The 26,551-nt window shown below is 56.3% G+C and carries 17 protein-coding genes; 3 read left to right on the plus strand and 14 right to left on the minus strand.

Features of this window, described 5'->3' with window-relative positions; all coding sequences use genetic code 11:
• Nucleotides 1-185 precede the first annotated feature (185 nt).
• Nucleotides 186-1,766, minus strand: coding sequence for a glutamine-hydrolyzing GMP synthase (gene guaA / locus C7434_RS10395; protein WP_006120616.1), 1,581 nt, complete (start codon nt 1,764-1,766; stop codon nt 186-188).
• Nucleotides 1,767-1,838: 72 nt separating this feature from the next.
• A complete protein-coding gene (guaB, locus tag C7434_RS10400; protein ID WP_033740877.1) occupies nt 1,839-3,305 on the minus strand; it encodes an IMP dehydrogenase in 1,467 nt (488 codons plus the stop codon).
• A gap of 168 nt (nt 3,306-3,473) precedes the next feature.
• On the opposite strand from guaB, the gene xseA reads away from it, so the two are divergent.
• Genes xseA through C7434_RS10415 form a run of 3 tightly spaced genes read left to right on the plus strand, consistent with a single transcriptional unit; the run spans nt 3,474 to nt 6,230 of the window.
• Nucleotides 3,474-4,847, plus strand: a complete 1,374-nt coding sequence (gene xseA / locus C7434_RS10405) for an exodeoxyribonuclease VII large subunit (protein ID WP_033740995.1) — start codon at nt 3,474-3,476, stop codon at nt 4,845-4,847.
• A gap of 40 nt (nt 4,848-4,887) precedes the next feature.
• Entirely contained in the window at nt 4,888-5,901 is a 1,014-nt protein-coding gene (locus tag C7434_RS10410) for a M4 family metallopeptidase (RefSeq protein ID WP_033740879.1), read from the plus strand.
• Nucleotides 5,898-6,230, plus strand: coding sequence for a protealysin inhibitor emfourin (locus tag C7434_RS10415; protein WP_033740881.1), 333 nt, complete (start codon nt 5,898-5,900; stop codon nt 6,228-6,230). Before C7434_RS10410 ends, C7434_RS10415 begins: the two co-directional genes overlap by 4 nt.
• A 138-nt stretch (nt 6,231-6,368) precedes the next feature.
• Here C7434_RS10415 and C7434_RS10420 read toward each other — a convergent pair whose 3' ends face one another.
• The 12 genes from C7434_RS10420 to C7434_RS10475 form a co-directional block, all read right to left on the minus strand.
• Nucleotides 6,369-8,810: a glucose/quinate/shikimate family membrane-bound PQQ-dependent dehydrogenase gene (locus C7434_RS10420; protein WP_033740882.1), complete on the minus strand. Its 2,442-nt coding sequence runs from the start codon at nt 8,808-8,810 to the stop codon at nt 6,369-6,371.
• Between the two features lie 596 nt (nt 8,811-9,406).
• A complete protein-coding gene (gene der / locus C7434_RS10425; protein ID WP_006120621.1) occupies nt 9,407-10,891 on the minus strand; it encodes a ribosome biogenesis GTPase Der in 1,485 nt (494 codons plus the stop codon).
• 174 nt (nt 10,892-11,065) lie between these two features.
• Nucleotides 11,066-12,247 (minus strand): outer membrane protein assembly factor BamB, encoded by a 1,182-nt coding sequence (bamB, locus tag C7434_RS10430; protein ID WP_006120622.1) that lies wholly within the window; start codon nt 12,245-12,247, stop codon nt 11,066-11,068.
• Between the two features lie 19 nt (nt 12,248-12,266).
• Nucleotides 12,267-12,884, minus strand: coding sequence for a YfgM family protein (locus C7434_RS10435; protein WP_006120623.1), 618 nt, complete (start codon nt 12,882-12,884; stop codon nt 12,267-12,269).
• Between the two features lie 38 nt (nt 12,885-12,922).
• Nucleotides 12,923-14,197 carry a histidine--tRNA ligase gene (gene hisS, locus C7434_RS10440; protein WP_006120624.1) on the minus strand — a complete coding sequence of 425 codons (1,275 nt, stop codon included), beginning with the start codon at nt 14,195-14,197 and terminating at the stop codon, nt 12,923-12,925.
• A 105-nt stretch (nt 14,198-14,302) separates the two neighbouring features.
• Complete coding sequence (gene ispG / locus C7434_RS10445; protein ID WP_033740886.1) at nt 14,303-15,424, minus strand: flavodoxin-dependent (E)-4-hydroxy-3-methylbut-2-enyl-diphosphate synthase; 1,122 nt, start codon at nt 15,422-15,424, stop codon at nt 14,303-14,305.
• A gap of 39 nt (nt 15,425-15,463) precedes the next feature.
• Nucleotides 15,464-16,480 carry a cytoskeleton protein RodZ gene (gene rodZ, locus C7434_RS10450; RefSeq protein WP_033740888.1) on the minus strand — a complete coding sequence of 339 codons (1,017 nt, stop codon included), beginning with the start codon at nt 16,478-16,480 and terminating at the stop codon, nt 15,464-15,466.
• Nucleotides 16,470-17,201 carry a type IV pilus biogenesis/stability protein PilW gene (gene pilW, locus C7434_RS10455; protein ID WP_033740890.1) on the minus strand — a complete coding sequence of 244 codons (732 nt, stop codon included), beginning with the start codon at nt 17,199-17,201 and terminating at the stop codon, nt 16,470-16,472. Before pilW ends, rodZ begins: the two co-directional genes overlap by 11 nt.
• Nucleotides 17,202-17,282: 81 nt before the next feature.
• Nucleotides 17,283-18,452 carry a bifunctional tRNA (adenosine(37)-C2)-methyltransferase TrmG/ribosomal RNA large subunit methyltransferase RlmN gene (locus tag C7434_RS10460; protein WP_033740892.1) on the minus strand — a complete coding sequence of 390 codons (1,170 nt, stop codon included), beginning with the start codon at nt 18,450-18,452 and terminating at the stop codon, nt 17,283-17,285.
• Between the two features lie 174 nt (nt 18,453-18,626).
• On the minus strand, nt 18,627-19,058 hold the full coding sequence (ndk, locus tag C7434_RS10465) for a nucleoside-diphosphate kinase (RefSeq protein ID WP_003848684.1): 432 nt from the start codon (nt 19,056-19,058) through the stop codon (nt 18,627-18,629).
• Between the two features lie 176 nt (nt 19,059-19,234).
• Complete coding sequence (gene pbpC / locus C7434_RS10470) at nt 19,235-21,559, minus strand: peptidoglycan glycosyltransferase PbpC (RefSeq protein ID WP_133745434.1); 2,325 nt, start codon at nt 21,557-21,559, stop codon at nt 19,235-19,237.
• A gap of 12 nt (nt 21,560-21,571) precedes the next feature.
• Nucleotides 21,572-26,467 (minus strand): alpha-2-macroglobulin, encoded by a 4,896-nt coding sequence (locus C7434_RS10475; RefSeq protein ID WP_033740895.1) that lies wholly within the window; start codon nt 26,465-26,467, stop codon nt 21,572-21,574.
• Between the last annotated feature and the right edge of the window lie 84 nt (nt 26,468-26,551).

Genomic DNA, 26,551 nt, shown 5'->3' on the forward strand with positions numbered 1-26,551 from the left:
GATTTTTTTGCCTTATATGTCGACCTGGTGCCCCGCGTTACCCTTTTCCGCATCAGCAGAGGCTGTGCCTTATGGGTTTCGACAGGGTCTCGCAAGACAGCCGAAGGACGGAGAATAAAAAAGCCCGCAATCATGCGGGCTTCGTGCTTGATATAACCGACTGTCAGGCTATGCCGGAAGCGGGATTACTCCCACTCAATCGTCGCCGGTGGCTTACCGGAAATGTCATAGACCACGCGGGAAATGCCGTTCACTTCGTTAATGATACGATTGGACACGCGGCCCAGGAAATCATACGGCAGGTGCGCCCAGTGGGCAGTCATGAAGTCGATGGTTTCGACCGCACGCAGTGAAACGACCCAGTCGTATTTACGGCCATCGCCCATTACGCCCACGGAACGGACGGGCAGGAACACCGTAAAGGCCTGGCTGACTTTATTGTAGAGATCGGCTTTATGCAGCTCTTCAATAAAGATGGCATCCGCACGGCGCAGCAGGTCACAGTACTCTTTCTTCACCTCACCCAGTACGCGTACGCCCAGACCCGGGCCCGGGAACGGATGGCGATAGAGCATATCGTACGGCAGGCCCAGTTCCAGACCGATCTTACGCACTTCGTCTTTAAACAGCTCACGTAATGGCTCGACCAGGCCCATCTTCATCTCTTTTGGCAGGCCGCCGACGTTGTGGTGCGATTTGATGACGTGGGCTTTACCGGTGGCAGAGGCAGCGGATTCAATCACATCCGGATAGATGGTGCCCTGTGCCAGCCACTTCACGTCTTCCAGGCGCAGCGCCTGCTCGTCAAAGACTTCGACGAAAACGCGGCCAATGATTTTACGCTTCGCTTCAGGGTCACTTTCTCCGGCCAGCGCATCCAGGAAGCGCGCTTCACCATCGACGTGAACAATGTTCAGACCAAAGTGATCGCCAAACATATCCAGCACCTGCTGCGCTTCGTTCAGACGCAACAGACCGTTATCCACGAAAACGCAGGTCAGATTTTTACCAATCGCACGGTGCAGCAACATCGCGGTCACAGAGGAATCGACACCACCGGACAAGCCCAGAATGACTTTGTCGTCGCCCACCTGTGCACGCAGGCGCTCAACGGCATCCTCAATGATTTTGGCCGGTGTCCAGAGCGCTTCACACTGGCAGATATCGATAACGAAACGCTCCAGCATGCGCAGGCCCTGGCGCGTATGGGTGACTTCCGGGTGGAACTGCACGCCATAGAAGCGCTTCTCTTCGTTCGCCATAATCGCAAACGGACAGGTTTCCGTGCTGGCAACGGTGACGAAGTCAGCCGGAATCGCGGTCACCTTGTCACCGTGACTCATCCAGACATCCAGCAACGGTTTGCCTGATGCGCTGATAGCATCCTCGATATCGCGAATCAGTGCGCTGGCGGTGTTCACCTCTACCTGCGCATAGCCAAATTCACGCTCGTTAGAGCCTTCGACCTTACCACCCAGCTGCATAGCCATGGTTTGCATGCCATAACAGACGCCCAGCACGGGCACGCCAGCCGTGAAAACGTAGTCAGGTGCGCGCGGACTGTCGTGTTCGGTGGTGCTTTCCGGGCCACCCGACAGGATGATACCGCTGGGATTGAACTCGCGAATCTGCGCTTCGGTAACGTCCCAGGCCCAGAGTTCACAGTACACGCCAAGCTCACGGACGCGACGCGCCACCAGTTGCGTGTATTGAGAACCAAAATCGAGAATCAGAATGCGGTGCTTATGGATATTTTCCGTCGTCATTGAGGGTTTTCCAAAACGGTGACTTGATAAAGTAAAGCGCCCGGCTGTCGCCGGGCGGGAAATCTTGCGGGGTTATGAACCCATGCGGTAGTTCGGCGACTCTTTGGTGATGGTCACATCGTGCACGTGGCTCTCATTGATGCCCGCACCGCTGATACGGACGAATTCTGCTTTAGTGCGCAGATCGTCAATGGTCGGGCAACCGGTCAGACCCATACATGAACGCAGACCGCCCATTTGCTGATGCACGATCTCTTTCAGGCGGCCTTTATAGGCTACACGGCCTTCGATGCCTTCCGGCACCAGCTTGTCAGCGGCGTTGTCGGTCTGGAAATAACGGTCTGATGAACCTTTAGACATCGCACCCAGTGACCCCATCCCACGATAGGATTTAAAGGCACGGCCCTGGTAAAGTTCGATTTCACCCGGCGATTCTTCTGTACCTGCCAGCATAGAACCTACCATGACACAGGAAGCACCTGCCGCGATGGCTTTGGCGATATCACCTGAGAAACGGATACCGCCGTCAGCGATAACAGGGATGCCCGTGCCTTCCAGCGCCGCAACAGCGTCAGAAACAGCGGTGATCTGCGGAACACCGACACCGGTAACGATACGGGTCGTACAGATGGATCCCGGACCGATGCCCACTTTAACGGCGCTTACGCCCGCTTCAACCAGCGCCAGCGCACCCGCGCCAGTCGCCACGTTGCCGCCGACGATTTCGAGATCAGGGTATTTCGCGCGGGTTTCCCGGATGCGCTGCAGTACACCTTCAGAGTGGCCATGAGAAGAGTCGATCAGTAAGACGTCAACACCGGCAGCCACCAGTGCATCCACGCGCTCTTCGTTGCCCGCACCGGCACCGACAGCAGCACCCACACGCAGACGGCCCTGCGCATCTTTACAGGCATTAGGCTTACGTTCGGCTTTCTGGAAATCTTTTACGGTGATCATGCCCAGCAAATGGAAGCTGTCGTCCACGACCAGGGCTTTCTCGACGCGTTTTTCGTGCATTCTTTGCAGAACGACGTCGCGGGCTTCGCCTTCTTTCACCGTCACCAGACGCTCTTTCGGCGTCATCACGGCAGTGACAGGCTGGTTCAGATCGGTCACAAAGCGCACATCGCGACCGGTGATGATGCCCACCAGTTCGTTTTTCGCGTTCACCACAGGGTAACCGGCAAAACCGTTGCGCTCGGTCAGCGCTTTAACTTCGGCCAGTGTGGTGGTGGGCAGTACGGTCTGTGGTTCGGTAACCACGCCGCTTTCATGTTTTTTGACTTTACGGACTTCGTCTGCCTGGCGTTCAATTGACATGTTTTTATGAATGAAGCCCAGACCGCCTTCCTGTGCCAGCGCAATCGCCAGGCCCGCTTCGGTCACGGTATCCATCGCAGCAGAAAGCATGGGAATGTTCAGGCGAATATTTTTGGTCAGTTGCGTGCTGAGGTCGGCCGTATTAGGCAGGACGGTGGAGTGAGCAGGAACGAGCAGGACGTCGTCGAAAGTGAGTGCTTCTTTAGCGATTCTTAACATGGCAATACTCCACCTCGGGTGCGTGAGAATAGATAAAATATTGCCGCGGCATTATACAGGGCGTAATCGATTGCCTCCACTAGTTTTTTAGAAAAAGTCTTGATCCGCGCAACAGGGCCTGTAGTATCGACTAATTAACCTACTGATTTGGAATTTGATCTTCGTCACATGTCGCTGCCACCGAACGCCAATATTTTTACCGTAAGTCGTCTCAATACCACAGTGCGTCAGCTGCTGGAAAATGAGATGGGCTTGGTGTGGCTGAGTGCCGAAATCTCTAATTTTACCCAGCCGGCTTCTGGCCACTGGTACTTCACGCTGAAAGATGATGGTGCACAGGTGCGCTGCGCGATGTTTCGCAACAGCAACCGTCGTGTGACCTTTCGCCCGCAACATGGTCAGCAGATCTTAGTTCGCGCCAATATTACGCTGTATGAACCGCGCGGCGATTATCAGCTGATTATTGAAAGCATGCATCCCGCCGGTGAAGGCCTGCTCCAGCAGCAGTTCGAACAGTTGAAAGCAAAGCTGGCGCAGGAAGGCCTGTTCGCACCAGAACATAAGAAGCCCTTGCCGCAACCGGCAAAGCAGGTCGGCGTCATAACGTCTGCTACCGGCGCGGCGCTGCACGATGTACTGCGCGTGCTTCACCGTCGCGATCCTTCACTACCGGTCGTGATTTATCCCACCGCCGTACAGGGCGTAGATGCGCCTGCCGCGATCGTACGTGCGATTGAAATCGCTAACCTGCGGGCAGAGTGCGACGTGTTAATCGTGGGACGCGGCGGCGGTTCGCTGGAAGATCTGTGGAGCTTTAATGACGAGCGCGTGGCGCGCGCTATCTTTGCCAGCCACATTCCCGTGGTCAGTGCTGTCGGGCATGAAACTGACGTCACGATTGCTGATTTTGTCGCTGACCTGCGCGCCCCAACGCCATCGGCTGCGGCCGAAATTGTCAGCCGTAATCAGCTTGAGCTGTTGCGTCAACTTCAGTCACAACAGCAGCGGCTGGAAATGGCAATGGATTACTATCTGGCGCGTCAGCAGCGTCTGTTCAGCCGTTTAGACCATCGCCTGCAGCAGCAACATCCGCAGTTGCGCCTCGCGCGCCAGCAGACCCTGCTGTTCCGGCTACAACAGCGCCTGGGCGATGCGATGGAAACACGGCTTCGCCACGCCAGCCGTCAGCAGGATCGCCTGGCACAGCGGCTGGCCCAACAGCAGCCACAAGAACGCCTGTATCAGGCACAAAAAAGTCTGCAGAACTGGCACTATCGTCTGCAGCAGGCCATGGAAAAAATGCTTAACCGCGATAAACAACGTTTTGGTCAGCTTGCCGCGCAACTGGAAGGCGTCAGCCCGCTCGCCACGCTGGCGCGGGGTTTCAGCGTTACGACGGATACCCATGGACAGGTCGTGAAAAAAACTGGTCAGTTGAATAAGGGCGATCGGTTACGCACCCGCCTTGATGATGGCTGGGTTGAAAGCCAGGTCACGCAACTTATTCCTGAAAAACCGAGACGAAAGAAAAGCATTTCTTAACTAAACTTCCTGGTACATCCCTCATGCCAAGGAGTCTCAAATGGCTTTCAGCGTTATTCCTCCCTATATTCTTCGCAAGATTATCGATCACGGCACCGGCCACCAGCAGGAGCAGGCACGTCGTACACTGACCCATGTTCAGCACCTGATGGCTGAACACTGGAAAAAGACGGCAGCGCCAAAAACCACGCAGGCCGGGAAGATTGAGCGTGAAATCTATGATGCCAAAAACCAGGAAACATTACCTGGCACGCTGGTGCGTAAAGAAGGCCAGTCTTCAAATGGTGACGTTGCTGCCGACGAAGCCTGGAACTATCTTGGTGTCACACACGACTTTTTCTGGCAAATCTATAAACGAAATTCTCTGGATAATCACGGTCTGAAACTAGCTGGGACGGTTCACTACGGTGAGAAGTACCAAAACGCGTTCTGGAACGGTCAGCAAATGGTGTTTGGCGACGGTGATGGCGAAATCTTTAACCGCTTCACGATTGCGATTGATGTGGTGGCGCATGAGTTGTCGCACGGCGTCACAGAAACCGAAGCCGGTTTGATCTATTTTGAACAGGCCGGTGCGTTGAACGAGTCCATGTCTGATGTGTTTGGTTCGCTGGTGAAACAGTTTAGTCTGAAACAGACAGCCGATAAGGCCGACTGGATCATCGGTGAAGGGCTGCTGGCAAAAGGCATCAATGGTAAAGGTCTGCGGTCAATGTCACATCCCGGCACCGCTTACGATGACCCGATGCTGGGGAAAGATCCTCAGCCAGGCCACATGAAGGACTATATTAAAACACGTGAGGATAACGGCGGTGTGCACCTGAACTCCGGGATCCCTAATCGTGCCTTTTATCTGGCCGCAAAAGCCCTGGGCGGATATGCCTGGGAGCGAGCGGGTCAGGCGTGGTACGACACGCTGTGCGATAAAGATTTACATCAGGATGCTGACTTCAAAGCCTTTGCACAGCTCACCGTGCAGCATGGTAAAAAGCGCTTCGACACCACGGTGGCGAGCGCAATTGAACAAGCGTGGAAAGAGGTAGGCGTGTTATGAGTCAACTCCCCGAGCTCACCGATGACGCAACGATTGTGGTAACGCAAGAAGGCGGCTTTGCTTTTATTCCTGGCTTACGGAATGAGCGTCGATTTCCGTTGGGCGAACTTCCGCCTCCCGAAAAAGCGCACGTCTGTCAGGTACTGGAACGGGCGATGCCTTTGGGCGAACCCGAGGAAAAAGCAGCAGAGGTGGGACGCGGGGATCAACGTTACTTCCGCATCCAGATTCAATATGCCACGCGCCAGCAGTCCGGCACGGTCGTCATACTGGTTCCCGAGCAACAGGCGCCGCCAGAACTCAAGTCGCTGTTGCGCGACGGTAAGTAACAAAGCCGCCTTCTCAGAAGGCGGCTTCGGGTTTGCCCTGCGGCACGTCTTATGAACCCGCAGCTTATCCTGTCGGGAAAACGGGTTTTCCGTTACGCAAAAAAAAGGGCCACGATGGCCCTTTTGTTTTATCGTCGCTTATTTGCTGTCTGGCAGCGCATAAGCAATCACATAGTCACCACGATCCGGCGACTGGCGTGCGCCGCCGGCGGAAATCACGATGTACTGTTTACCGGTTTTCGGTGAGACATAACTCATCGGTCCACCCTGACTGCCGACAGGTAAACGGGCTTTCCAGACTTCTTTACCGGTGGCGCTATCGAACGCGCGCAGGTAGTAGTCCTGAGTACCGGCAATAAACACCAGTCCACCCTGCGTCGCCAGCGTACCGCCCAGCGTCGGCATGCCAATAGGCATTTTCGCGCGCATTTTGATGCCGAACGGACCGGTATCTTCTACCGTACCTACCGGCACCTGCCAGACGATTTTCTGGGTTTTCATGTCAATCGCAGACAGGGTACCAAACGGTGGCGCCTGACAAGGAATACCCAACGGTGACATAAAACGGTTTTTGTTCACGGCATAAGGCGTGCCTTTCAACGGAACCGCGCCCATACCGGTATTGATGGCTTCCCCCCCGTTGCTGCCGCGTGAAATTTTGCTGGTATCAACCGGGATCATCTGTACCCACAATCCTAAACGCATGTCGTTAACAAACAACAGGTTGTTATTCGGATCGGTGGACATACTGCCCCAGTTCATCCCGCCCAGTGAACCCGGGAAACTCAGCGACTTATCAGTGCCAGGTACGGTAAACAGGCCGTTGTAGCGCATTGACTTAAACGCGATACGGCAGGCCAGCTGATCGAACGGGGTTGCGCCCCACATATCCGACTCTTTCAGCGTCTGATTACCAATCATCGGCATACCGGTCGAATGCGGCTGGGTTTTTGTATATTGCTCGTTCGGGATGTCACCCTGCGGCATCGGCAGCTCTTCAACCTTGGTGAGCGGCTTACCGGTCAGACGATCCAGCACAAAAATCATGCCGGTTTTACCGCCGATGACGACCGCAGGTTTGGTGCTGCCATCCTTCATCGGGAAGTCGATCAGGCTGGGCTGCATCGGCAGGTCAAAGTCCCACAGATCGTTATGAACGGTCTGATAAACCCACTTCTCTTTACCGGTTGTCGCGTCCAGCGCGAGTACCGAGGCTCCATATTTATGGTCCAGCGCGGTACGATTGGCTCCCCACAGGTCAACGGAGGAGCTGCCCATAGGAATGAACACGGTGTTCATGGCCGCATCGTACGACATCGGCGCCCAGGAGTTCGGCGTACTGCGCGTATAGTCCTTGCCAGGCATCAGGATGGCATTAGGATCGACATTGCCCGGGTCAAACGCCCAGCGCATTTTACCGGTGATCACATCAAAACCACGCAACACGCCGCCAGGCATGTCGGTTTTCACGTTATCCGCCACGCGGCCGCCCACGACCACCGTGGTTCCGGCAAGCGTTGGGGCTGAAGTCAGCTGATAAAGCGGATCCGGCGCATCACCTAAGCCCGCTTTCAGATCGACGATGCCATGGTTACCGAAGTCTTCACAGAATTCACCGTTGTCGGCGTTGATCGCAATCAGGCGCGCATCGATAGTATTCATCAGAATACGGCGCTGACAGCTGTCTCCTGCCGCCAGCGTTACGGCCGGTACTGGCGTTGAGCCGGGCTGCGTTGGCTGGTTCAGCGGTTTCGTCGCGTCGAAATAGGCCAGACCACGGCAGCGCGGCCAGACTTCAGCCTGTGCGTTGATTTCACGCTTCCAGATCTGCTTTCCACTGTCAGCTTCGACGGCGATGACATTATTGTGCGGCGTGCACAGGTAAAGTGTATTACCGACCTGCAACGGCGTTTCCTGATCTTCCGCACCGTTACCGGTTGGGCTTTCGGGAATGTCGCCCGTACGGTAAGTCCAGGCAACCTGCAGATCCTTCACGTTGTCACGGGTAATCTGATCGAGCGCGACAAAACGGCTGCCGCCAGCGGTATTACCGTAGTTATCCCAGTTTTGCTGTTGCTTCGATTTCTCTACCGGAATCAGCGGCAGTTCAGGACCCGTTGCCGCCACGGTTGGATGCGGCTGGAACATCTGGACTAATGTAGCCACCATACCCACGGCGATGACGGCAGACAGCGCATAAGAGAGTTTTGCCAGCGAAGGTTTATTCTCGCGCTTGCGTAAGGCGGGCCAGGTAAGGAAGGCCAGAATCATTAAACCGGCGGGCACCATCAGGCGAGAAACCAGTGGCCAGAAGACCAGGCCAGCGTCCATCACCGCCCAGACTAAAGTCCCTACAAATACCAGCAGGAAAAGCACAACCGCTGAGGATTTTGCCCGGAAAAACTGAATGGCTGACAGCACGATAACGATGCCCGCAACCAGGAAATACCAACTGCCGCCAAGCGTTGCGAGTTGTCCCCCGCCAACAGCAAAGAACAGGCCGGTTGCCAGTAGCACCAGCCCGAGCAGCACAGACCATATTCTCAATCCTTTACCGGATCGAGAGGATGTTTCAGCCATAACACTTACTCTCCTGATAAACAAAGTCCGCTCTTTCGCCCGCCGCTTTTCGCGCGTATCGCGGTTAACGTTGCAGGTTAATGAGACAGCGTTGTTTTAATTCCAATTAAATCAGACCTGCGTCCATGAAATGAATGATATGTTTCCGGAGGAAGCCAGAGCAGGCGATACTCCGTCATGACGCGGCGAAATTGTACCACCTGGTACGTTATGCAGTGAAGTTTTAAACCTGTTTGTTACTAAGCAATAGCATTTTCGCTACAAATTTTTACGCTGGATAAGGCCACGCCGATCCAGAGAGTAGCCCAGCGGACAACTAAAGTGATGTTTTGAGCTTTTAAGGGGGCAAGGATATATATCGGGAAAGTAAACCCGCATGCTGGCAGACGTCATCGGTCACCTCGCCTCAGTCACGTAAGGGTTGATGACAATCGGGACAGACAGGCGCCCTGTGACAGCGGATATCCCATCCTGTGCAGTGGACCTTGCCGCTGTCGGGGACGAAATGTCCACAGTTCTGGCGCAGCGTTTTTCACCATTGTGTAAATAAGCACAATGCCAGGGCAAAAAAAGAGGGCCATCTGGCCCTCGATTAGTTAACGCTTATTTTTCTTCATGTGCGCCATCAGACGCTTACGCTTACGCTGTTGCGTTGGCGTTAACAGGTTACGCTTGCCTTCATACGGGTTTTCACCCTCTTTAAACTGAATGCGGATTGGCGTGCCCATTACGTTCAGAGAACGACGGAAATAGTTCATCAGGTAACGCTTGTAGGAGTCCGGTAAATCTTTCACCTGGTTGCCGTGAATCACCACAATCGGTGGGTTATAGCCACCCGCGTGGGCGTACTTCAGCTTAACGCGGCGACCACGCACCAGCGGTGGCTGATGGTCTTCTGCCGCCATGTTCATGATGCGCGTCAGCAGCGAGGTGTTTACACGCTTCGTTGAGCAGTCGTACGCTTCCGTTACCGATTCAAACAGGTTGCCTACACCGCTGCCATGCAGCGCAGAAATAAAGTGCACGCGCGCAAAGTCGATGAAGCCCAGACGGAAGTCCAGCGTCTCTTTGACTTCATCACGCACTTCCTGCGACAGACCATCCCACTTGTTCACCACGATCACCAGTGAGCGGCCGCTGTTCAGGATAAAGCCGAGCAGTGACAAATCCTGATCGGAAATACCGGCGCGCGCATCGATCACCAGCATCACCACGTTAGCGTCTTCAATCGCCTGCAGGGTTTTGATGACCGAGAATTTCTCAACCGTATCGGTGATTTTGCCGCGCTTACGCACCCCGGCGGTATCGATCAGCACATATTCACGATCGTCACGTTCCATCGGGATGTAGATACTGTCGCGCGTGGTGCCTGGCATGTCATAAACGACCACGCGATCTTCACCCAGAATGCGGTTAGTCAGCGTAGACTTACCGACGTTTGGACGTCCGACAATCGCCAGCTTGATCGGCAGTGTGGTCGGGTCGAAATCGTCCTCTTCTTCCTCTTCCTCACCGTTCTCTTCTGCGGCTAACGCGGCCCAGTAGGCTTCGTTTTCATCTTCTTCGGTGACTTCTACGGGATCAACCTTTTCCATCCACGGCAGCAGCGCCGTCTCCAGCAGGCTGGTCACACCACGGCCATGGGACGCGGCGATAGCGTAAATCTCCCCCAGACCCAGTGAATAGAAATCCACAATGGCCTGATCCGGATCGAGCCCGTCCGTTTTATTCGCGACCAGGAATGTCGCTTTTTGACGCGCGCGCAGATGTTTTGCAATTTGCTGATCGGCGGGCATCATGCCTGCACGGGCATCCACCATAAACAGCACCACGTCGGCTTCTTCAATCGCCAGCAGCGACTGTTCCGCCATACGCGTTTCAACACCGTCTTCGGTGCCATCAATACCGCCGGTATCGATAACAATGAATTCGCGCCCTTCCACTTCGGCGCGACCATATTTGCGATCGCGAGTCAGTCCAGGAAAATCCGCTACCAGCGCATCTCGTGTGCGAGTTAAACGGTTAAACAGCGTAGATTTTCCCACATTGGGACGCCCAACCAGCGCGACCACAGGTACCATAACAATGCCTCAATAATGTATTAATTCGCCCGAATGGCGTGATTATAACGGCTTTAGCCGTTCAGTTCAGGCTTACGGCGCAAAGGATACCATGCCTGACTAAAAACGAAACGGCCCCTGATGAAATCAGGAGCCGCTGTGCCGGAAGGATAACCCTGCCTGACAACTTACCCGTTAGCGGGTAATGGCATAAACTTCACCATCTTTCGACTGAATCAGCAGCTTGTCGCTGGCGACAACAGGCTCAGTCTGGAAGCCCGAGCTGTCCAGTTTTTGCTGAGCAACAAAGCGGCCATCCGTGGTGTTCAGCCAGTGCAGGTAGCCTTCGCCGTCACCGACGACGATGTAGCCATTATACAGCACCGGTGAGGTCAGATTACGATGCAGCAGCTCGCTTTGACGCCAGATAGCGACACCGCCATCCGCATTCAGGGCAATCACACGATCGTCCTGATCCACCAGGTAGATACGCCCGGCATCGACAATCAGATCTTTCACGCCGCCAATTTCACGTTTCCACAAAATCTGCCCTGAACGCAGATCCAGTGCGGAAAGGTTGCCATTGTACGCCAGCGCGTAAACCACACCATTTACAATAATCGGCGTGGTATCCACGTCGCTCAGGCGGTCGATTTCCGTCGCCCCGCTCGGCTGTGAAATACGCTGCTGCCAAATCAACTGGCCCTGATTCATGATCACGGCGCTGACGCGTCCGTTGTCGCCACCCACAATCGCGCCACCAAAGGCAACTGACGGGGCTGATTCACCGCGCAGCGACAGCGCAGGCATGTCCAGGTTCACGGTCCACTTCACCGCCCCGGTCGCCTGATCCAGACCCTGCAACATACCGTTACTGGTATGAATCAGCACCAGGCCATCGCTGACCACAGGACGCGACAGCGCTTCGCCAGCCGCTTTGGCTTGCCATACAATCGAACCATCACTGGTGTTCAGGGCATAAACCTGACCGCGCTCACTGCCGATATACAGGCGATCGCCGCTGACGGTAATACCACCGGACAGCATGGCAGACAGGTTTTTAGAGAAGAAGCCGGTTTTCTCAGAGAGGTCGACTTTCCATTTTTCTTTGCCATCCGCTGCATCGAGCGCTTTTACGATACCAAAGCGGTCAGCCGCATAAACGGTGCCGTCTTGCCAGGTCGGATGCAGGTTGGAATAGAAATCGCCAATCCCGTCGCCCACGCCTGTACTCCATACTGTCTTCGGCGTGAACTGGTTTTCCACTTTCGGCAATGGGGCCATTTTCACTACATCTTCTTCGCCGCTGAACAGCGAGCAACCGCTGAGCAGGGTGACTGAAATCAGCCCCGGCAGCAGGTATTTACGTAATTCCATGCGCTCTCTCTTGACTGGCTTAGCTTAAGTTATTCATCTTCATCTGCATCATTTGCTTCAGCGCCGGAGACGCGTCAGATTCGACGCCTTTGCTCCATGCATCGCGCGCGCCCTGCTTATCGCCTTTGCTCAGCAGCGCTTCGCCGCGGATGTCAGCCACAATGGCTGTCCAGCCATCACCCTTCACACCGTCAAGGGTTTTAAGTGCCGCATCAGCCTGATTCTGTTGCAGTTGAATGCGTGCCAGGCGCAGGTTAATTACCGCCTGCAGATTGGCATCTTTGGTGTCTTTTAATCCGTTTTGCAGCAGGCTCTCGGCCTTGTCCAGCTGATTGCTGTCGACATACTGCTTCGCCAGATCCAGCGCCGCCAGGGCACCATAGGTATTGCTGTTTTCGCGGGCAAACGTGTTAACGGCTTCCAGCGTTTCAGGCTTGCTGACCTGCATGGCGCTGGTGAGTTTCTGGTACTCAGCCGACACGGTTTTAGCAGAGTCCTGCTCATGGCTCGACCAGTAACGCCAGCCACCTAATGCAGCAATACCGATAACCACACCAATGGCTAATGCTTTACCGTTGTTGGCGAAAAAGCGACGCAGCGCATCAACCTGTTCGTTCTCATTGCTATACACTTCCACGCAATCCCTCTCCTTTCAATGGTTGTGCCATAACGCGCTTACTGTAACAGCGTGCGCAGTGCAGCCGCAGCATCCGCCTGCGCCAGCGTTTGCTGTTCGCCATTGCGCAGATCTTTAATCACGACCTGGCCGGCTTTCTGTTCATCTTCACCCAGCACCAGCGCCACGCGAGCGCCCCACTTATCTGCGCGTGCAAATTGCTTCTTGAAGTTCCCGCCGCCGAAGTTAGTCATCAGCTTCATGTCGGGCAGCTGATCACGCAATTTTTCGGCCAGCTGCATTGCCGCTGACTGAACGCCCTGACCTGAGGCGATAACATAGACATCGACATTACGCGCGGGTTCAAATTCTGGGTTCACCGCCTGCACTAACAACACCAGACGCTCCATGCCCATGGCAAAACCGACACCTGGCGTCGCACGTCCGCCCAGTTGTTCGACCAGGCCATCGTAACGTCCGCCGCCGCACACGGTGCCCTGCGAGCCGAGGCTGTCGGTGACCCATTCAATCACCGTGCGGTTGTAGTAATCGAGCCCACGTACCAGGCGCTGATTCACCGTGTAAGCGATACCGGCATCATCTAACAGCGCACGCAGGCCATCGAAGTGGGCACGTGATTCTTCATCGAGGAAGTCACCAAGCTGAGGCGCATCGTTCAGCAGCGTCTGAATATCCGGGTTTTTACTGTCAAGCACGCGCATTGGGTTGCTGTACATGCGGCGTTTGCAGTCCTCGTCCAGCGCCTCTTTATGCTGTTCCAGAAAGGCAACCAGCGCCTCGCGGTAACTGGCGCGCGCGTCAAGTGAACCGATAGAGTTCAGTTCAAGGCGCACATGGTCGGCGATACCTAACGCTTTCCACCAGCGGGCGTTCAGCATAATCAGCTCGGCATCAATATCCGGCCCCTGCAGGCCAAAGACTTCCACACCAATCTGGTGGAACTGGCGATAGCGCCCTTTTTGCGGACGCTCGTAGCGAAACATAGGGCCCATGTACCACAGGCGCTGTTCCTGATTGTAAAGCAAGCCGTGTTCGATACCGGCACGCACGCAGCCTGCCGTCCCTTCCGGACGAAGCGTCAGGCTTTCGCCATTACGATCGTCAAAGGTGTACATCTCTTTTTCAACCACATCGGTGACTTCACCGATTGCACGTTTGAACAGGGGAGTTTGCTCTACAATAGGTAAGCGAATTTCGCTGTAACCATAACTCGCCAGCACGGACTTCAGGACATCTTCAACTCGTTGCCAGATGGCCGTATCCGCAGGCAGAAAATCGTTCATCCCGCGAATCGCTTGAATATTCTTCGCCACGTTAAAATCTCTTAATGCAAAAAAACCTGTCCGGCATCATACCTCATGAGGATGAAACCGCACAGGCTCAGCTAAAAAAGTCGTGCATGCCGTACGCGCAAAGGATTATTTTTCCAGTTGCTGTACGTCGATACGACGGGTTTCATCCAGCATCGCCGCTTTGGCGCGAATGCGTGCTTCCAGTTGATCGATCATATTGTCATTGTCGAGACGATCGCGCTGACGGACACCGTCTTCGTAGAAACCGCTTTTCTTGTTGCTGCCGGTCACGCCCAGCGTGGACACTGTCGCTTCGCCCGGGCCATTCACCACACAGCCAATGATAGAGACATCCATCGGCGTGATAATGTCTTCCAGTCGCTGCTCCAGCGCGTTTACCGTGCCAATCACGTCAAACTCCTGACGAGAACAGGTCGGGCAGGCAATGAAGTTAATGCCGCGTGAACGGATACGCAGCGACTTCAGGATATCAAAGCCCACTTTGACTTCTTCTACCGGGTCAGCGGCCAGCGAGATACGCAGTGTGTCGCCGATGCCTTCTGAAAGCAGTAATCCCAGACCAATAGCGGATTTTACTGCCCCCGCGCGTGCGCCGCCCGCTTCGGTGATCCCCAGGTGCAGCGGCTGCTCAATTTGTTTGGCCAGCAGACGATAGGACTCAACGGCCAGGAACACATCCGAGGCTTTTACGCTGACTTTAAACTGATCGAAGTTGAGGCGATCCAGATGATCGACGTGACGCATGGCCGATTCCAGCAGGGCCTGCGGCGTAGGTTCGCCGTATTTTTCCTGCAGATCTTTTTCCAGCGATCCGGCGTTAACCCCGATGCGGATGGGAATATTTTTATCGCGGGCACAGTCGACAACAGAGCGGATACGCTCGTTGTTACCAATGTTGCCGGGGTTGATGCGCAGGCAATCCACACCGTACTCCGCCACTTTCAGCGCGATACGGTAGTCAAAATGGATATCGGCGACCAGCGGGACATTGACCTGCTGCTTAATCAGTTTAAACGCTTCGGCGGCATCCATCGTGGGCACCGACACGCGAACGATATCCACGCCCACGCGCTCAAGGGCTTTGATCTGACTGACCGTCGCGGCCACATCGGTGGTGCGGGTGTTCGTCATTGACTGAACGGCGATGGGCGCACCATCGCCAATCGGCACCTGGCCGACGTAAATACGTTTGGACTTACGGCGGATAATGGGTGCTTGGTTATGCATATTTCTTCTCCACAATTGCCCGGAACACGCGTTACGCTGTTATTGCGCACCCAACGTCAGGCGAGCAACCTGGTTATTACGGATAAAGCGACTTAAATCAACGGGTTTATTCTGATATTCGACATGAACAGCTGCCGGCGCACCAATTTTCAGACGATACGGGGCCGTTCCTGACAGGCTCAGTTTACCGCCACTGCGCTGAATACCGCTAAACAGTTTTTTGCCCGTCGCATCGCTGACTTCCAGCCAGCAATCAGCCGTGAAAGTCATCACCACCGCATTCGGGTCGGCGGCAGGTTCGCTGACGGCCGCTGCGCCCACAGGCATGGGCTGCGTAGCGTTCGACGATGTCGGTGCGGTAGTGTTCTCTACGGGTGCCTGACTGGGTGAAACCACGGCACTGTTCTCTGCCGAAGAGGAGGTGGCTGCATTTGCGTTGTCGTTTTCAGCGGGCGTGCTGGCCGCTGTGCCGCTGTTAGCAGGAGCAGGGTTCGCCGCGCTGTTTCCACTGGTTAACGGCACGCTGGTACTGTTATCCGCTGGCGCGGAGGACGAACCACTGTTTTGCCCTAAGGGAATCGACTGGCTGTTGTCACCGCTGCTGCCGTTTTGGTCGGCCATCGACACCAGTTCATCCTGAGAGGCTTTATGGTTTTGCCACCACCAGGCCCCCGTCAGACCAACGACAACAAAGACCACCAGCCAGGTGAAGATCATTAACCAGCCGTCCCGCTTCTTGCGGCGTTTACCCAATGAGAAGCTTTGCATCGGTTCGATTTTAGCTGCCCGCACTGGCGTCTGTTTTGCCATCATCGGCAGCAGTTCCTCTTCAGGAATATGCACCAGACGCGCATAGGAACGAATATAACCGCGCAGGAAGGTAGAGGCTAAATCCGCAGGTGACTTGTCTTCTTCAATATCACGCACGGTAGAAAGTTTAAGGCACAGGCGTTCAGCGACATTTTGCTGCGTAAGTCCCATTTGCTCACGGGCGATACGCAGGCGGGCACCTGTGGAATGAACTGCAGAATTTTCTTGAGTGGCTTCAGTATTCATTAGCTAAATAACGCTGGTACTGTATCGATTGCGGAAAACGTCGCGCTAACTGGTCGCCATAACGTGAAACGTCTGCGTGATTTCCCTGTTGCGCGGCGAAACGTATGTGTAACGCCAGGCTGCGTGCCGTCTCCGGCAGCGGCTGGTAAAGCTCTAACAATAGCGCCAGGTTAGCCCATTGGTCATGTTCGACCGCTCTTTCAGCTTCAGCCAGCAGCGATTCTCCCTTACTTCTGTCCGCATCACGCGCATAAGACAATGCTGCTCGCGCTGACTGTCTGTCCCCTGCCCGCAGATAACAATATCCCGACAGTTCGTACGCATCGATGCGGGCGTCTCCTTCCTGCGCATCTTTTGCCCGGATAAACTGTTGATGCGCTTCATCATACTGCCCTAAAGTGCAAAGAAACGCACCGTAATTGTTAGCGATGTAACCATTATATGGGGCAATTTGCTGCGCCTGTAAAAAATGAAGATGCGCAGCAGAAGTTTGCCCTTGACGCTGAGCGAGCCTGGCAAAGGCCAGCTGCACCCGATAATCCTTTGGCGCTGCCGCCTGCGCGCGAAGGAAATTACGGCGCGCCGCACTGTAATCGTTTACGGCAAGGTAATGCATACCCAGCTGTAAACGCAATTCTGCGGCCCCGGGTTGCGACGGTGAACTGACACAACCGCTTACAACAAAAACGGCCAGTAGCCGCGCGCCTGCTCCTTTGCGCATAAGGTTTCCTTCCTGTCATCCGTGTGGTGGGCAGCAGCCTGCCACGCCGGTAACCGATCAGAAACCCTGTTCGTCCGCCTTTCAGATCGCCTTCACAGATATGGCTTCACCGGCCATCTTCTTACGCAGGGTACGTTTGGTGCGGTCGATGACTTCACCCGCCAGCTGACCACAGGCGGCATCAATATCGTCCCCGCGGGTTTTACGCACAATGGTGGTAAAGCCATAGTCCATTAGCACCTTAGCGAAGCGGTCAATGCGGCTGTTTGAGCTGCGACCATAAGGTGCGCCCGGGAAGGGGTTCCAGGGGATCAGGTTAATTTTGCACGGTGTTTCTTTGAGCAGTGCCGCCAGCTCATGCGCATCATCGGTGCTGTCGTTCACGTGGTCCAGCAGCACATACTCAATCGTGACACGTCCCTGGTTGGCGTTGGATTTACCAATATAGCGTTTGACTGCCGCCAGGAAGGTTTCGATGTTGTACTTCTTGTTAATCGGCACGATGTCATCGCGCAGTTTATCATTGGGCGCATGCAGCGAGATAGCCAGCGCCACGTCAATCATGTCACCCAGCTTGTCGAGAGCCGGAACCACGCCCGAGGTCGACAGCGTCACACGGCGTTTTGATAAACCGAAACCGAAATCATCCAGCATGATTTCCATTGCCGGGACGACGTTATTCAGGTTGAGCAAAGGTTCGCCCATGCCCATCATCACGACGTTAGTGATAGGACGCTGGCCGGTCAGTTTGGCTGCACCGACAATTTTTGCCGCACGCCAGACCTGGCCGATAATTTCGGAGACGCGCAGATTGCGGTTAAAGCCCTGTTGCGCCGTTGAGCAGAATTTACATTCCAGTGCACAGCCCACCTGGGAGGACACGCACAACGTGGCACGGTCGCCTTCCGGGATATATACCGTTTCCACCAGTTGATCGCCCACGCGAATAGCCCACTTAATGGTGCCGTCCGTTGAACGCATCTCTTCGGCCACTTCCGGCGCGCGAATTTCGGTGAGTTCCATTAAGCGGTTACGCAGCTTTTTATTGATGTCGGTCATCTGCTCGAAATCGTCGCAGCAGTAGTGGTAAATCCACTTCATCACCTGATCGGCACGGAACGGTTTTTCACCCAGGGACACAAAGAATTCGCGCATCTGCTGACGGTTAAGATCCAGCAGGTTAATTTTTTGGCTTTTGGGCGAAACGGAAAGCGGTGAGGTGGACGCGGGCGTCACAATCTGTTCGGACATAGTGTTCTCTGGCCTCGTTGTTACACGTTATGGCGCGGTTGGGAAAAGAAAAAATTACGCCTTCACTAAGCTGGCTCAATGAAGGCGCAATATTGTACAACATCTGCTGCCCGATAACAGGTGCGAGTGACCGCGGGTCAGCAGATTTTTGTAAAGCCGTGTACGCGTCAGTAATTAACGGGTACGTGGGCAGATTTCGTTTTCGCCGAAGAAGTACGCGATTTCACGGGCTGCAGACTCTGCAGAGTCAGAACCGTGAGTAGCGTTTTCGGTGAAGCTGTCAGCATAGTCAGCACGCAGTGTACCGGCCAGTGCGTTGGCTGGGTTAGTTGCACCCATCAGGTCACGGTGACGCTGAACGGCATTTTCGCCTTCCAGTACAGAAACCACAACCGGGCCAGAGGTCATGAATTCAACCAGACCGTCGAAGAACGGCTTGCCCTGGTGCTCTGCGTAGAAACCTTCAGCCTGCTCTTTGCTCAGCTGCAGCATTTTTGCGCCAACGATTTTGAAGCCTGCGCTTTCAAAACGGTTGTAGATAGCACCGATCACGTTTTTCGCGACGGCGTTTGGCTTGATGATAGAAAAAGTACGTTCGATTGCCATGATGACCTCTGTCTTGACGTTCTGAAGAAACCGAGGGCGTACGCCCCGGCTAAGAAACGGCGCCGATTATAGGGGTTGAGTGTGACGTTGCCTATCACAGAACCCATAATTTCTTGAAAAATCTTGATCTGTGTCGATGCGGAAGGCTTTCAAATCTGATTTAGCGCAAAAAACCATCATCCCCGTGTGAAGTTAACGGTCGCAAGCTGCCCGGCTTCATCCATCACCACCAGTTGATAGTCACCAGAGCGATCAAGACGCAGCGACAGCGTGCCGCTCTGGTTTTCCGCCGTCACGGGTTCACCGTTCAAAAACCACCAGCGCTGATTACCCTGCCCGCCCTGTGCCGCAACCGGCATGACCAGGGTGGAATTACCCGGCAACGGCTGCACCCGTTGCCCGTCAATGACGCCTGTGACAATCAGCGGCGCGCTGCTGCCCTGCGTGAGTGGCGGGCACTGACTGTCGATAGCCGGTAACCGCTGACGCCGTCGCTCCTGCAACGGTAGCCAGGCTTCCAGCGGTAAGGGCCACAGTAAACGATCGTGGCTGACAGCGTGCGGACAGTCAGCCGCCACGCGGCGGCCCTGGTCATTTAGCCAGTAGCGCAACCGTAAACCGCTGAGGCTTTCCTGGCCCGATGCCAGCAAGGTGGGCGGCAACGTGTCATTCAACACCCAGCTCTGGCGGCGCTGGCGGCAGTTTTCATCGCCCACAGGCAGCGGTTGTCCGCCCGGCCAGCAGATGCTGGCCACCGTAACCGATGCGGGACGAGGATCAACGGGCACCTCCTGTCCGGCTAAACGGTTCATTAGTACGCTGTTTACCTGATTCATCACGGGAACGGCAGACGCAAAACCAAACTGCCCTGCGACGGGCGTTGCATCGGGACGGCCAACCCAGACGCCGATCAGATAGCGGGGATTCATGCCCACCGCCCAGGCATCGCGATAGCCATAGCTGGTGCCGGTTTTCCACGCCAGCGGTACAACCGCAGGCAGGTTCCCTTTGCCCGCAGGCTGCGCTTCACCCGCCAGGACACGGCGGATAATCCACGCCGCGCCGGGCGAAAACAGAGGCCGCTGCTGCAACGGTTGATCGGGCATCCAGCGCAGTTGCGCGGCGTTGCCCTGACGCACGAAAGCGCTGTACGCCGCAACGATCTCGTCCATGCGCGCGCCGGTGCCCCCCAGTATCAATGACAAATTCGGCTCGGCGCCGGGCGGAAAGCGCAGGTTAAACCCGACATTGCGCAGGCGGGCCGCGACATTTTTGGGACCCAGCGCTTCCAGCACCTGCACCGCAGGCAGATTAAGGGAACGCACCAGCGCTTCGCTGGCGCTGACCGGCCCATGAAAACCGGTATCGAAGTTACCCGGACGGTAGTCGCCAAAACGGCGCGGCACATCCTGCAGCAGCGACTCGGCATGAATCAGCCCGTCATCCAGCGCCATGCCATAAACAAAGGGTTTTAAGATCGATCCCGGTGAGCGTACGCTGGCAATCATATCGACATGCCCGAAGCGGTTGTCGTCAGCAAAGTCAACGGAACCAACATACCCACGTACGGCCATGGTGGTGTGATCGACCACCAGAATGGCCAGCGAGGTGCGCGGCGGCAGCTGATTTTTGATGTTCAGCGTCATACTTTCCAGCTCACGCTGCAGCGACGGGTCCAGCGTTGAGACGATTTTTTCGTGAGTGCTGATCGACAACAGCCGCCGGGCCAGCAAGGGTGCCATCTGCGGCATTTGCCGTGGTGGCAGCCAGACCGGTTCCTGGCGGATCTCGGCCACCTGACGCGCAGACCAGACGTGATATTGCGCCAGACGGTCCAGCACTTTATTACGTGCCGCCTCAGCCCTTTCCGGCCAGCGGTCGGGCCGCAGGCGGCTGGGTGACTGCGGCAGCACGGCCAGCAAGGCGGCTTCCCCGCGGGTTAACTGCGACGGGGCTTTGCCCAGCCAGCTCCAGCTGGCTGCGCCAATGCCTTCCAGCGTGCCGCCAAAGGGCGCGCGATTAAGATAAAGCGTCAGGATGTCACGTTTTGACAGGTGCCACTCCAGTTGTAGAGCACGCCATGTCTGAATCAGCTTGCCGCGCAGCGTCCGCGGCTGCGGGTCGATAAGCCGTGCCACCTGCATCGTTAAGGTGCTGCCACCGGAAATCACACTACGATAGCGAAGATTCTGCCAGGCGGCCCGCAGCACAGACAGCGGATTAATACCGGGGTGATACCAGAACCAGCGATCTTCATAGGTCAGCAACGCCTGGATATAGGCGGGCGAAACCTCTTCGGGCGTGACCGGATAGCGCCAGATCCCCTGACTGTCGGCAAATCGCCACAACGGCGTACCGTCCTCCGCGACCACCACTCGCGCAGGCTGGACCGCTTTAAGCGGCAGTGGTGACAGCCGGTCCAGTATCAGCAGCGCAAGCAGCAGCCCCAGAACACAAAGCGGCAGCGCCAGCAGCCACCGCTTTCTGATGTGCCTGATCACGCACGCACCCGATTACTGTACATGCAGCTGCTGCGGTGTGCTGCCAATGGCGCGCCATTCGGGCACGTACATGGATTCCACCTGCGGCGGGGGCAATTGATAGCGCCCCGGTGTGACTGCCCGCGCCAGATAAATCAGCGTGGTGGGACGATACGTATCGACGGCCAGAGCGGCAACAAAGCGGTCATCACGGAACTCAATATGCCTGATGCTGGCCTGTTGCATATCCATCATGCTCTCTTTTAAGGCATCGGCGCTGTCCCCCAGACTGGCACTGCTGTCCGCCAGGTTCTGATTTTCCAGCTCCAGACCGGCGGGCAATAAATCCACCACCAGCGCATCGCTAATGCTGCGTTTGGCTGAGATCGTCAGGCGCACCACCAGCAGCTCTCCGCTGCGCAGATTATTCAAATCGGCAGCCTGCCCATCCAGCGTAAAGTACTCGCGTTTAATCGCCATCATATGGCTGACTGGCGCAGGTGGACTCAGCGGATAGCCGACCACGTTCAGACTGGCGTACAGCGGCGTGCTGCCGACATTACGTACGTCAACGCCCTGAGTCAGTTGCTGATGATCCAGTCCTTTATTTAGCGGCGCCTCTCCGCTCGCAGGCTGATCGCTACCCGAAAGTTGCGCCTGCCAGCGTTGCCCGTTGGCGGTTTGCAGCGTCCGGGCCGCCAGGTAAAGGGCATTATTCTCCTGAGTGGAGAACCAGCGCTTGCCCGTCACCTCTTTAGACAGTGACAGCAGCAGGCTGTTTTGCAGGTCCGGCTGCAGTTGATTTTCAGCCAGCAGCGCAATCATCATGCCCTGATCGCGCACGGTACTGCCGTAGTCGCCAAACCAGCGGTTCTCAGCGCGTGGCAGCGTTGCCCCCTGCATCACCGCCAGTTGCGCACGCTGTTCATCACCCATTAACTTCAGCGCAATGCCCAACTGCATCAGCGCCAGGCCCGACTGGGCCTTGTCACGCTTTTCATACAGCGCACGTAAGGCACCCAGCGGTGCCCGCTGCTGGCGCGCCAGCACCAGTCCGGCATAAGCCTGCACGCTGAAACGTAACGCTTCGACGTGCTGGCTGCCGCCTCCGGTAATCTGCGCCGGGTCCTGAAGATAACGCAGCAGGCGCGCGTTCGCCCGGCTGACGACCTCATCAGGCAACGCATAGCCCGCCTCACTGGCGCGCAGTAAGAAATCCGTTACGTAAGGCGTTAACCAGAATTCTTCTTCGCTCTGTTTGCCCCATAAACCAAAGCTGCCGTCCGCGCGCTGCATGCCCGCCAACCGGGCAATACCGGTTTCCACCGCTGCCCGGCGAACCTCATCAGAGCTGGTTTTGATACCCATGGCGGTAAGTTGCGCCTGGCTGGTGTACAACGATGGCCACAGCCCGCTCGCCGTTTGCTCCAGACAACCGTAGGGATAGGCATAAAGCGCACTGATATAGCGCGCAATATTCAACGGTGGGCGATTACTCAGCGTCAGTTGTCCACTGAGCGTAGCCGCGTCCAGGCCGGCAAAGGCTGCCGCCGTCACCTGCCACGGCTGCTCGCCGTTGATCACCGCGTCAAAACTGAGCGTCTGGGCCGGATAAGGGGGCCTGACGCCAATCTTCCACTGCTGCTGGCTGGGCCGAACCTGCTCACCCGGCAGATTCAGGCCTGAAATCGTGACCTGAACGTCACCGTCACCAAAACCATTTTGCGCGGTGACCGGCACCTGTAGCGTTTTCCGCTCACCTTTGGCCAGCGTCACGTTTTGCGTGGCCGCGCCGGACAGCGCAATAAGCCCCCGGGCTGCGAGATCCACCTTCAGCGTTTGCGGTAAATCAGTCAGGTTGGTGATATCCAGCGCCAGCGATGCGCTGTCGCCGCTGGCCAGGAAGCGCGGCGTGGCCAGTTCACTGACCAGCGGCGCCGCCACAACCAGCTTGCGCTCTGCCGCGCCAAAGCTGTCATCGCTCCAGACCTGCGTCATCAGGCGCAGTTCACCGTTAAATGCCGGGACAGGGAGCGTGATCGAGCCCTTGCCGTTTTTATCCAGCGTAACAGCCTGTAGCTGCTGCGCCACAATGTTGACGTGGGTAACGGGTTTCTTGCCGCCGCGCGTCAGCGTGTCGTCCTCGCCGTCGCCGCCAAAGCGCAGCGCTGCCAGGCGTCCGCCGCCTTCAATCAACTGCCCAAACACATCGTACTGGTCGACGTTATAACGTTTACGGCCGAAAAAGGCCTGCCAGGGATCCGGAGTTTTGTAATCCGTCACGCTCAAAACCCCGCTGTCCACCGCCGACAGCAGCACATGCACCTTCTCCGGCAGCGGGCCGCCTTCACGACTGGCCTGCACATTGACCGTCAGGTTCTGCTCAGGGCGAACCTTTTCGGGCGCATCCAGCGTCAGGGTCAGGCGGCGCGCGTCGGTCGCCATCGGCAGATGTAGCAGTCCGACGGCACGTTTTGGCGTAGCGCCGCTGGTCTTGTCCCCTTCCCGTACGACAATGGCACTAAAATAGAGATCGTGACGCTGCCAGCTGTTGGCAATCGGCACATCCACCGTCGTCCCGCCCTGCGGAACGGTCAGCGGCTGCCACCACAGCGTGCCGCTGCTGGACTCAACCATCAGATAGCCCTTACCGGCCGTGGGCGATTCCACCTGCAGATGCACGGTTTCTCCGGGCTGATAAGCGGCTTTGTCTAAGCGGAGTTTGACCTGATCCGGGCGCAGAGAGCCCGTACCATTGGTATTATCCTGCCAGTCATAGCCCGCCTGAAAACGCACGCTGCTGACAATTTTTTCACCCGCCTGCACTTCCAGTCGGTAGCTGCCCCACTCGACCGGGAAGCTGACTTTGGTACTGCCCTCAGCGGGCACCGTAATCGATCGCTCATCTTCCTGCAGATCTTTCGCGTCGTAGCGTGACTGCCAGCCTTCACTGTCAGAGAAGCTCCAGTAGTAATCACGACGTTCGCGAATCAAGCGCACATTCAGCTTTTCTGCCGCCAGCTTTTCGCCCTGACTGTTGGCGTAAACAATGTCAAAATCGGCCAGGCTGTTTTCCGGCACGGTCGGCTCATCGCGATAACTGTCACTGCGGTAATCGTAGATCGACTTGTTGCCGAACAGAGGACGAATGCCCGGCAGCGCCTCCGCGGGCCAGATCGCCTGAGTGGCACGTCGGGTCACAGGCCGTCCACCCGTTTCCAGCAGGCTGGCCTGTAAAATCAGGTTTAGCGGCGAGTGAAGCTGGTCCCACTGATTCTCGACGGTTAGCTGGGCTTTGCCGTTCGCATCCAGTTTGATATCCACATCACCCAGGCTGCGTTTGACGCCCTCCTCAGTGATATCCCCAAACTGATAGCCAGGCAGCGCTGCCACCGCGTCCCGGGCAGGACGTAGATAGAGCTGCCCCTGCAGCGCATTCCCCGCCGCAGGCGCACCATAGAGATAACGCCCCTCAACGTTAAAGGTGATATCCGCATCGGCAGGCTGAGGTTGCTCATCGTTTTTCAGCGTCAGCGCCATGCGCTCTGGCAGGAAATCTTCGACGCGGAAATGCCACTGACGCGGCAGGTTATCACCGGTGTTCAGCCGCAGCATCCAGCCACCGGTCATGGCGGTCGTGGGCAGGCTGAATCGCTGCTGATACAACCCGTCCTGCGGTTGCCAGACAAAGGTGCGCACCACTTCACCGTCGGGCTGTACCACTTCGGCTTTAACCGGTTGGGCCGGTAACGGTTTGCCATCAGCATCACGCAGCAGCGCATTGACGATCACCGTTTCGCCGGGACGGTAGATATCGCGCGGGCCAAACACGAACAGCTGCTTGTCATAGCCCTCCGGTCCCGCCACGGGAAATTCGGCTAAATCTAATGCCGGGCGAGCCAGATCGATGAGGGAGGTTTGATCGCCCTGTATTGCCAACAGGAACTTGCCCTTGTCTTCGGCTTTCAGACGCACATGCCCGCTGCTGTCGCTGGTGCCGTTTTGCAGGACCTGCCCTTTATCGTTCAGGACTCTGACATTGACGCCTGAGAGCGGATTGCCGTTTTCCAGACTCTGGGCAAACAGCTCAAACTGGCCCGGAAAACGGTGCAGTGACAGGCCGATATCGCTCAGGGTGAAGAGCGTGGCTGGCATACTGTAATGATACGTGCCGGACTGTTTCATCACGGCCAGATAAACGCCCGGTTGCTGAAGCGGCTTGATGTCTTTTAGCGGCAGCTGCAGTTTTTCCCGCGTATTGCGTGCCGGGTTAAGCTCAAAGCGGCCGCTGTAAACCAGCTCACTGGTTTTAAGCAGCTCCTGAGATTGCCAGGTTGAGAGATTACTCCCGTTATTCCACTGGGACAGGAATTGCGCCAGGCCCGCGTTTTTAATCCTGAAAAAATCGACATCCACCTGACCGACATTCAAGGCCAGCACCGGCAGGCCCTGCGCAATACGCAATGGCAGCAAAGAACCGCGACTGGCGAAGCCCACCATCGGCTCAATGTCGCGCGTGGTGATTTTTTGGCTGTAAGCCGCGGTCAGCGTTTCACCACTGGCGGCGCGCAAGCCCGGATCGACGGTCACAGTAAAGTGCCGTGAGGGTTCAGGATGGCGAAAACGCAGCGCCTTGCGATTCCCGGACAGCTCCCAACCGCCATCCACCTTGCCGCGCTGATCGTCCGTCAGCCGGACTTTTTTGGCCACGTCCTGCTTATCATCAAGCGGCTGATTGAACGTTAACACCAGTGCGGCGGCACCATCGAGCTGGAGCTCGGAGAGGTCGATAATGCTCAGCGGCTTACTGACCTGCGCACTGGCGGCAGGCGTTTCAGCGCTGACGGAAAAAGCAGGTAACGTGGCGGCAGACAGCAGCGCGCCGCCGATCAGCATGCTGAACAGCAGCCGGTTAATGCGTTGTTTCATGGTAAATCCTTCACCGTGCCCCAGGGGAGTTGTTTTATAATGCTGCACGATTTCACATCAACCTTCGCATTTAATCAACGCTTC

This window comes from Pantoea sp. PNA 14-12 (assembly GCF_004364735.1).
Taxonomy (GTDB): Bacteria; Pseudomonadota; Gammaproteobacteria; order Enterobacterales; family Enterobacteriaceae; genus Pantoea; species Pantoea stewartii.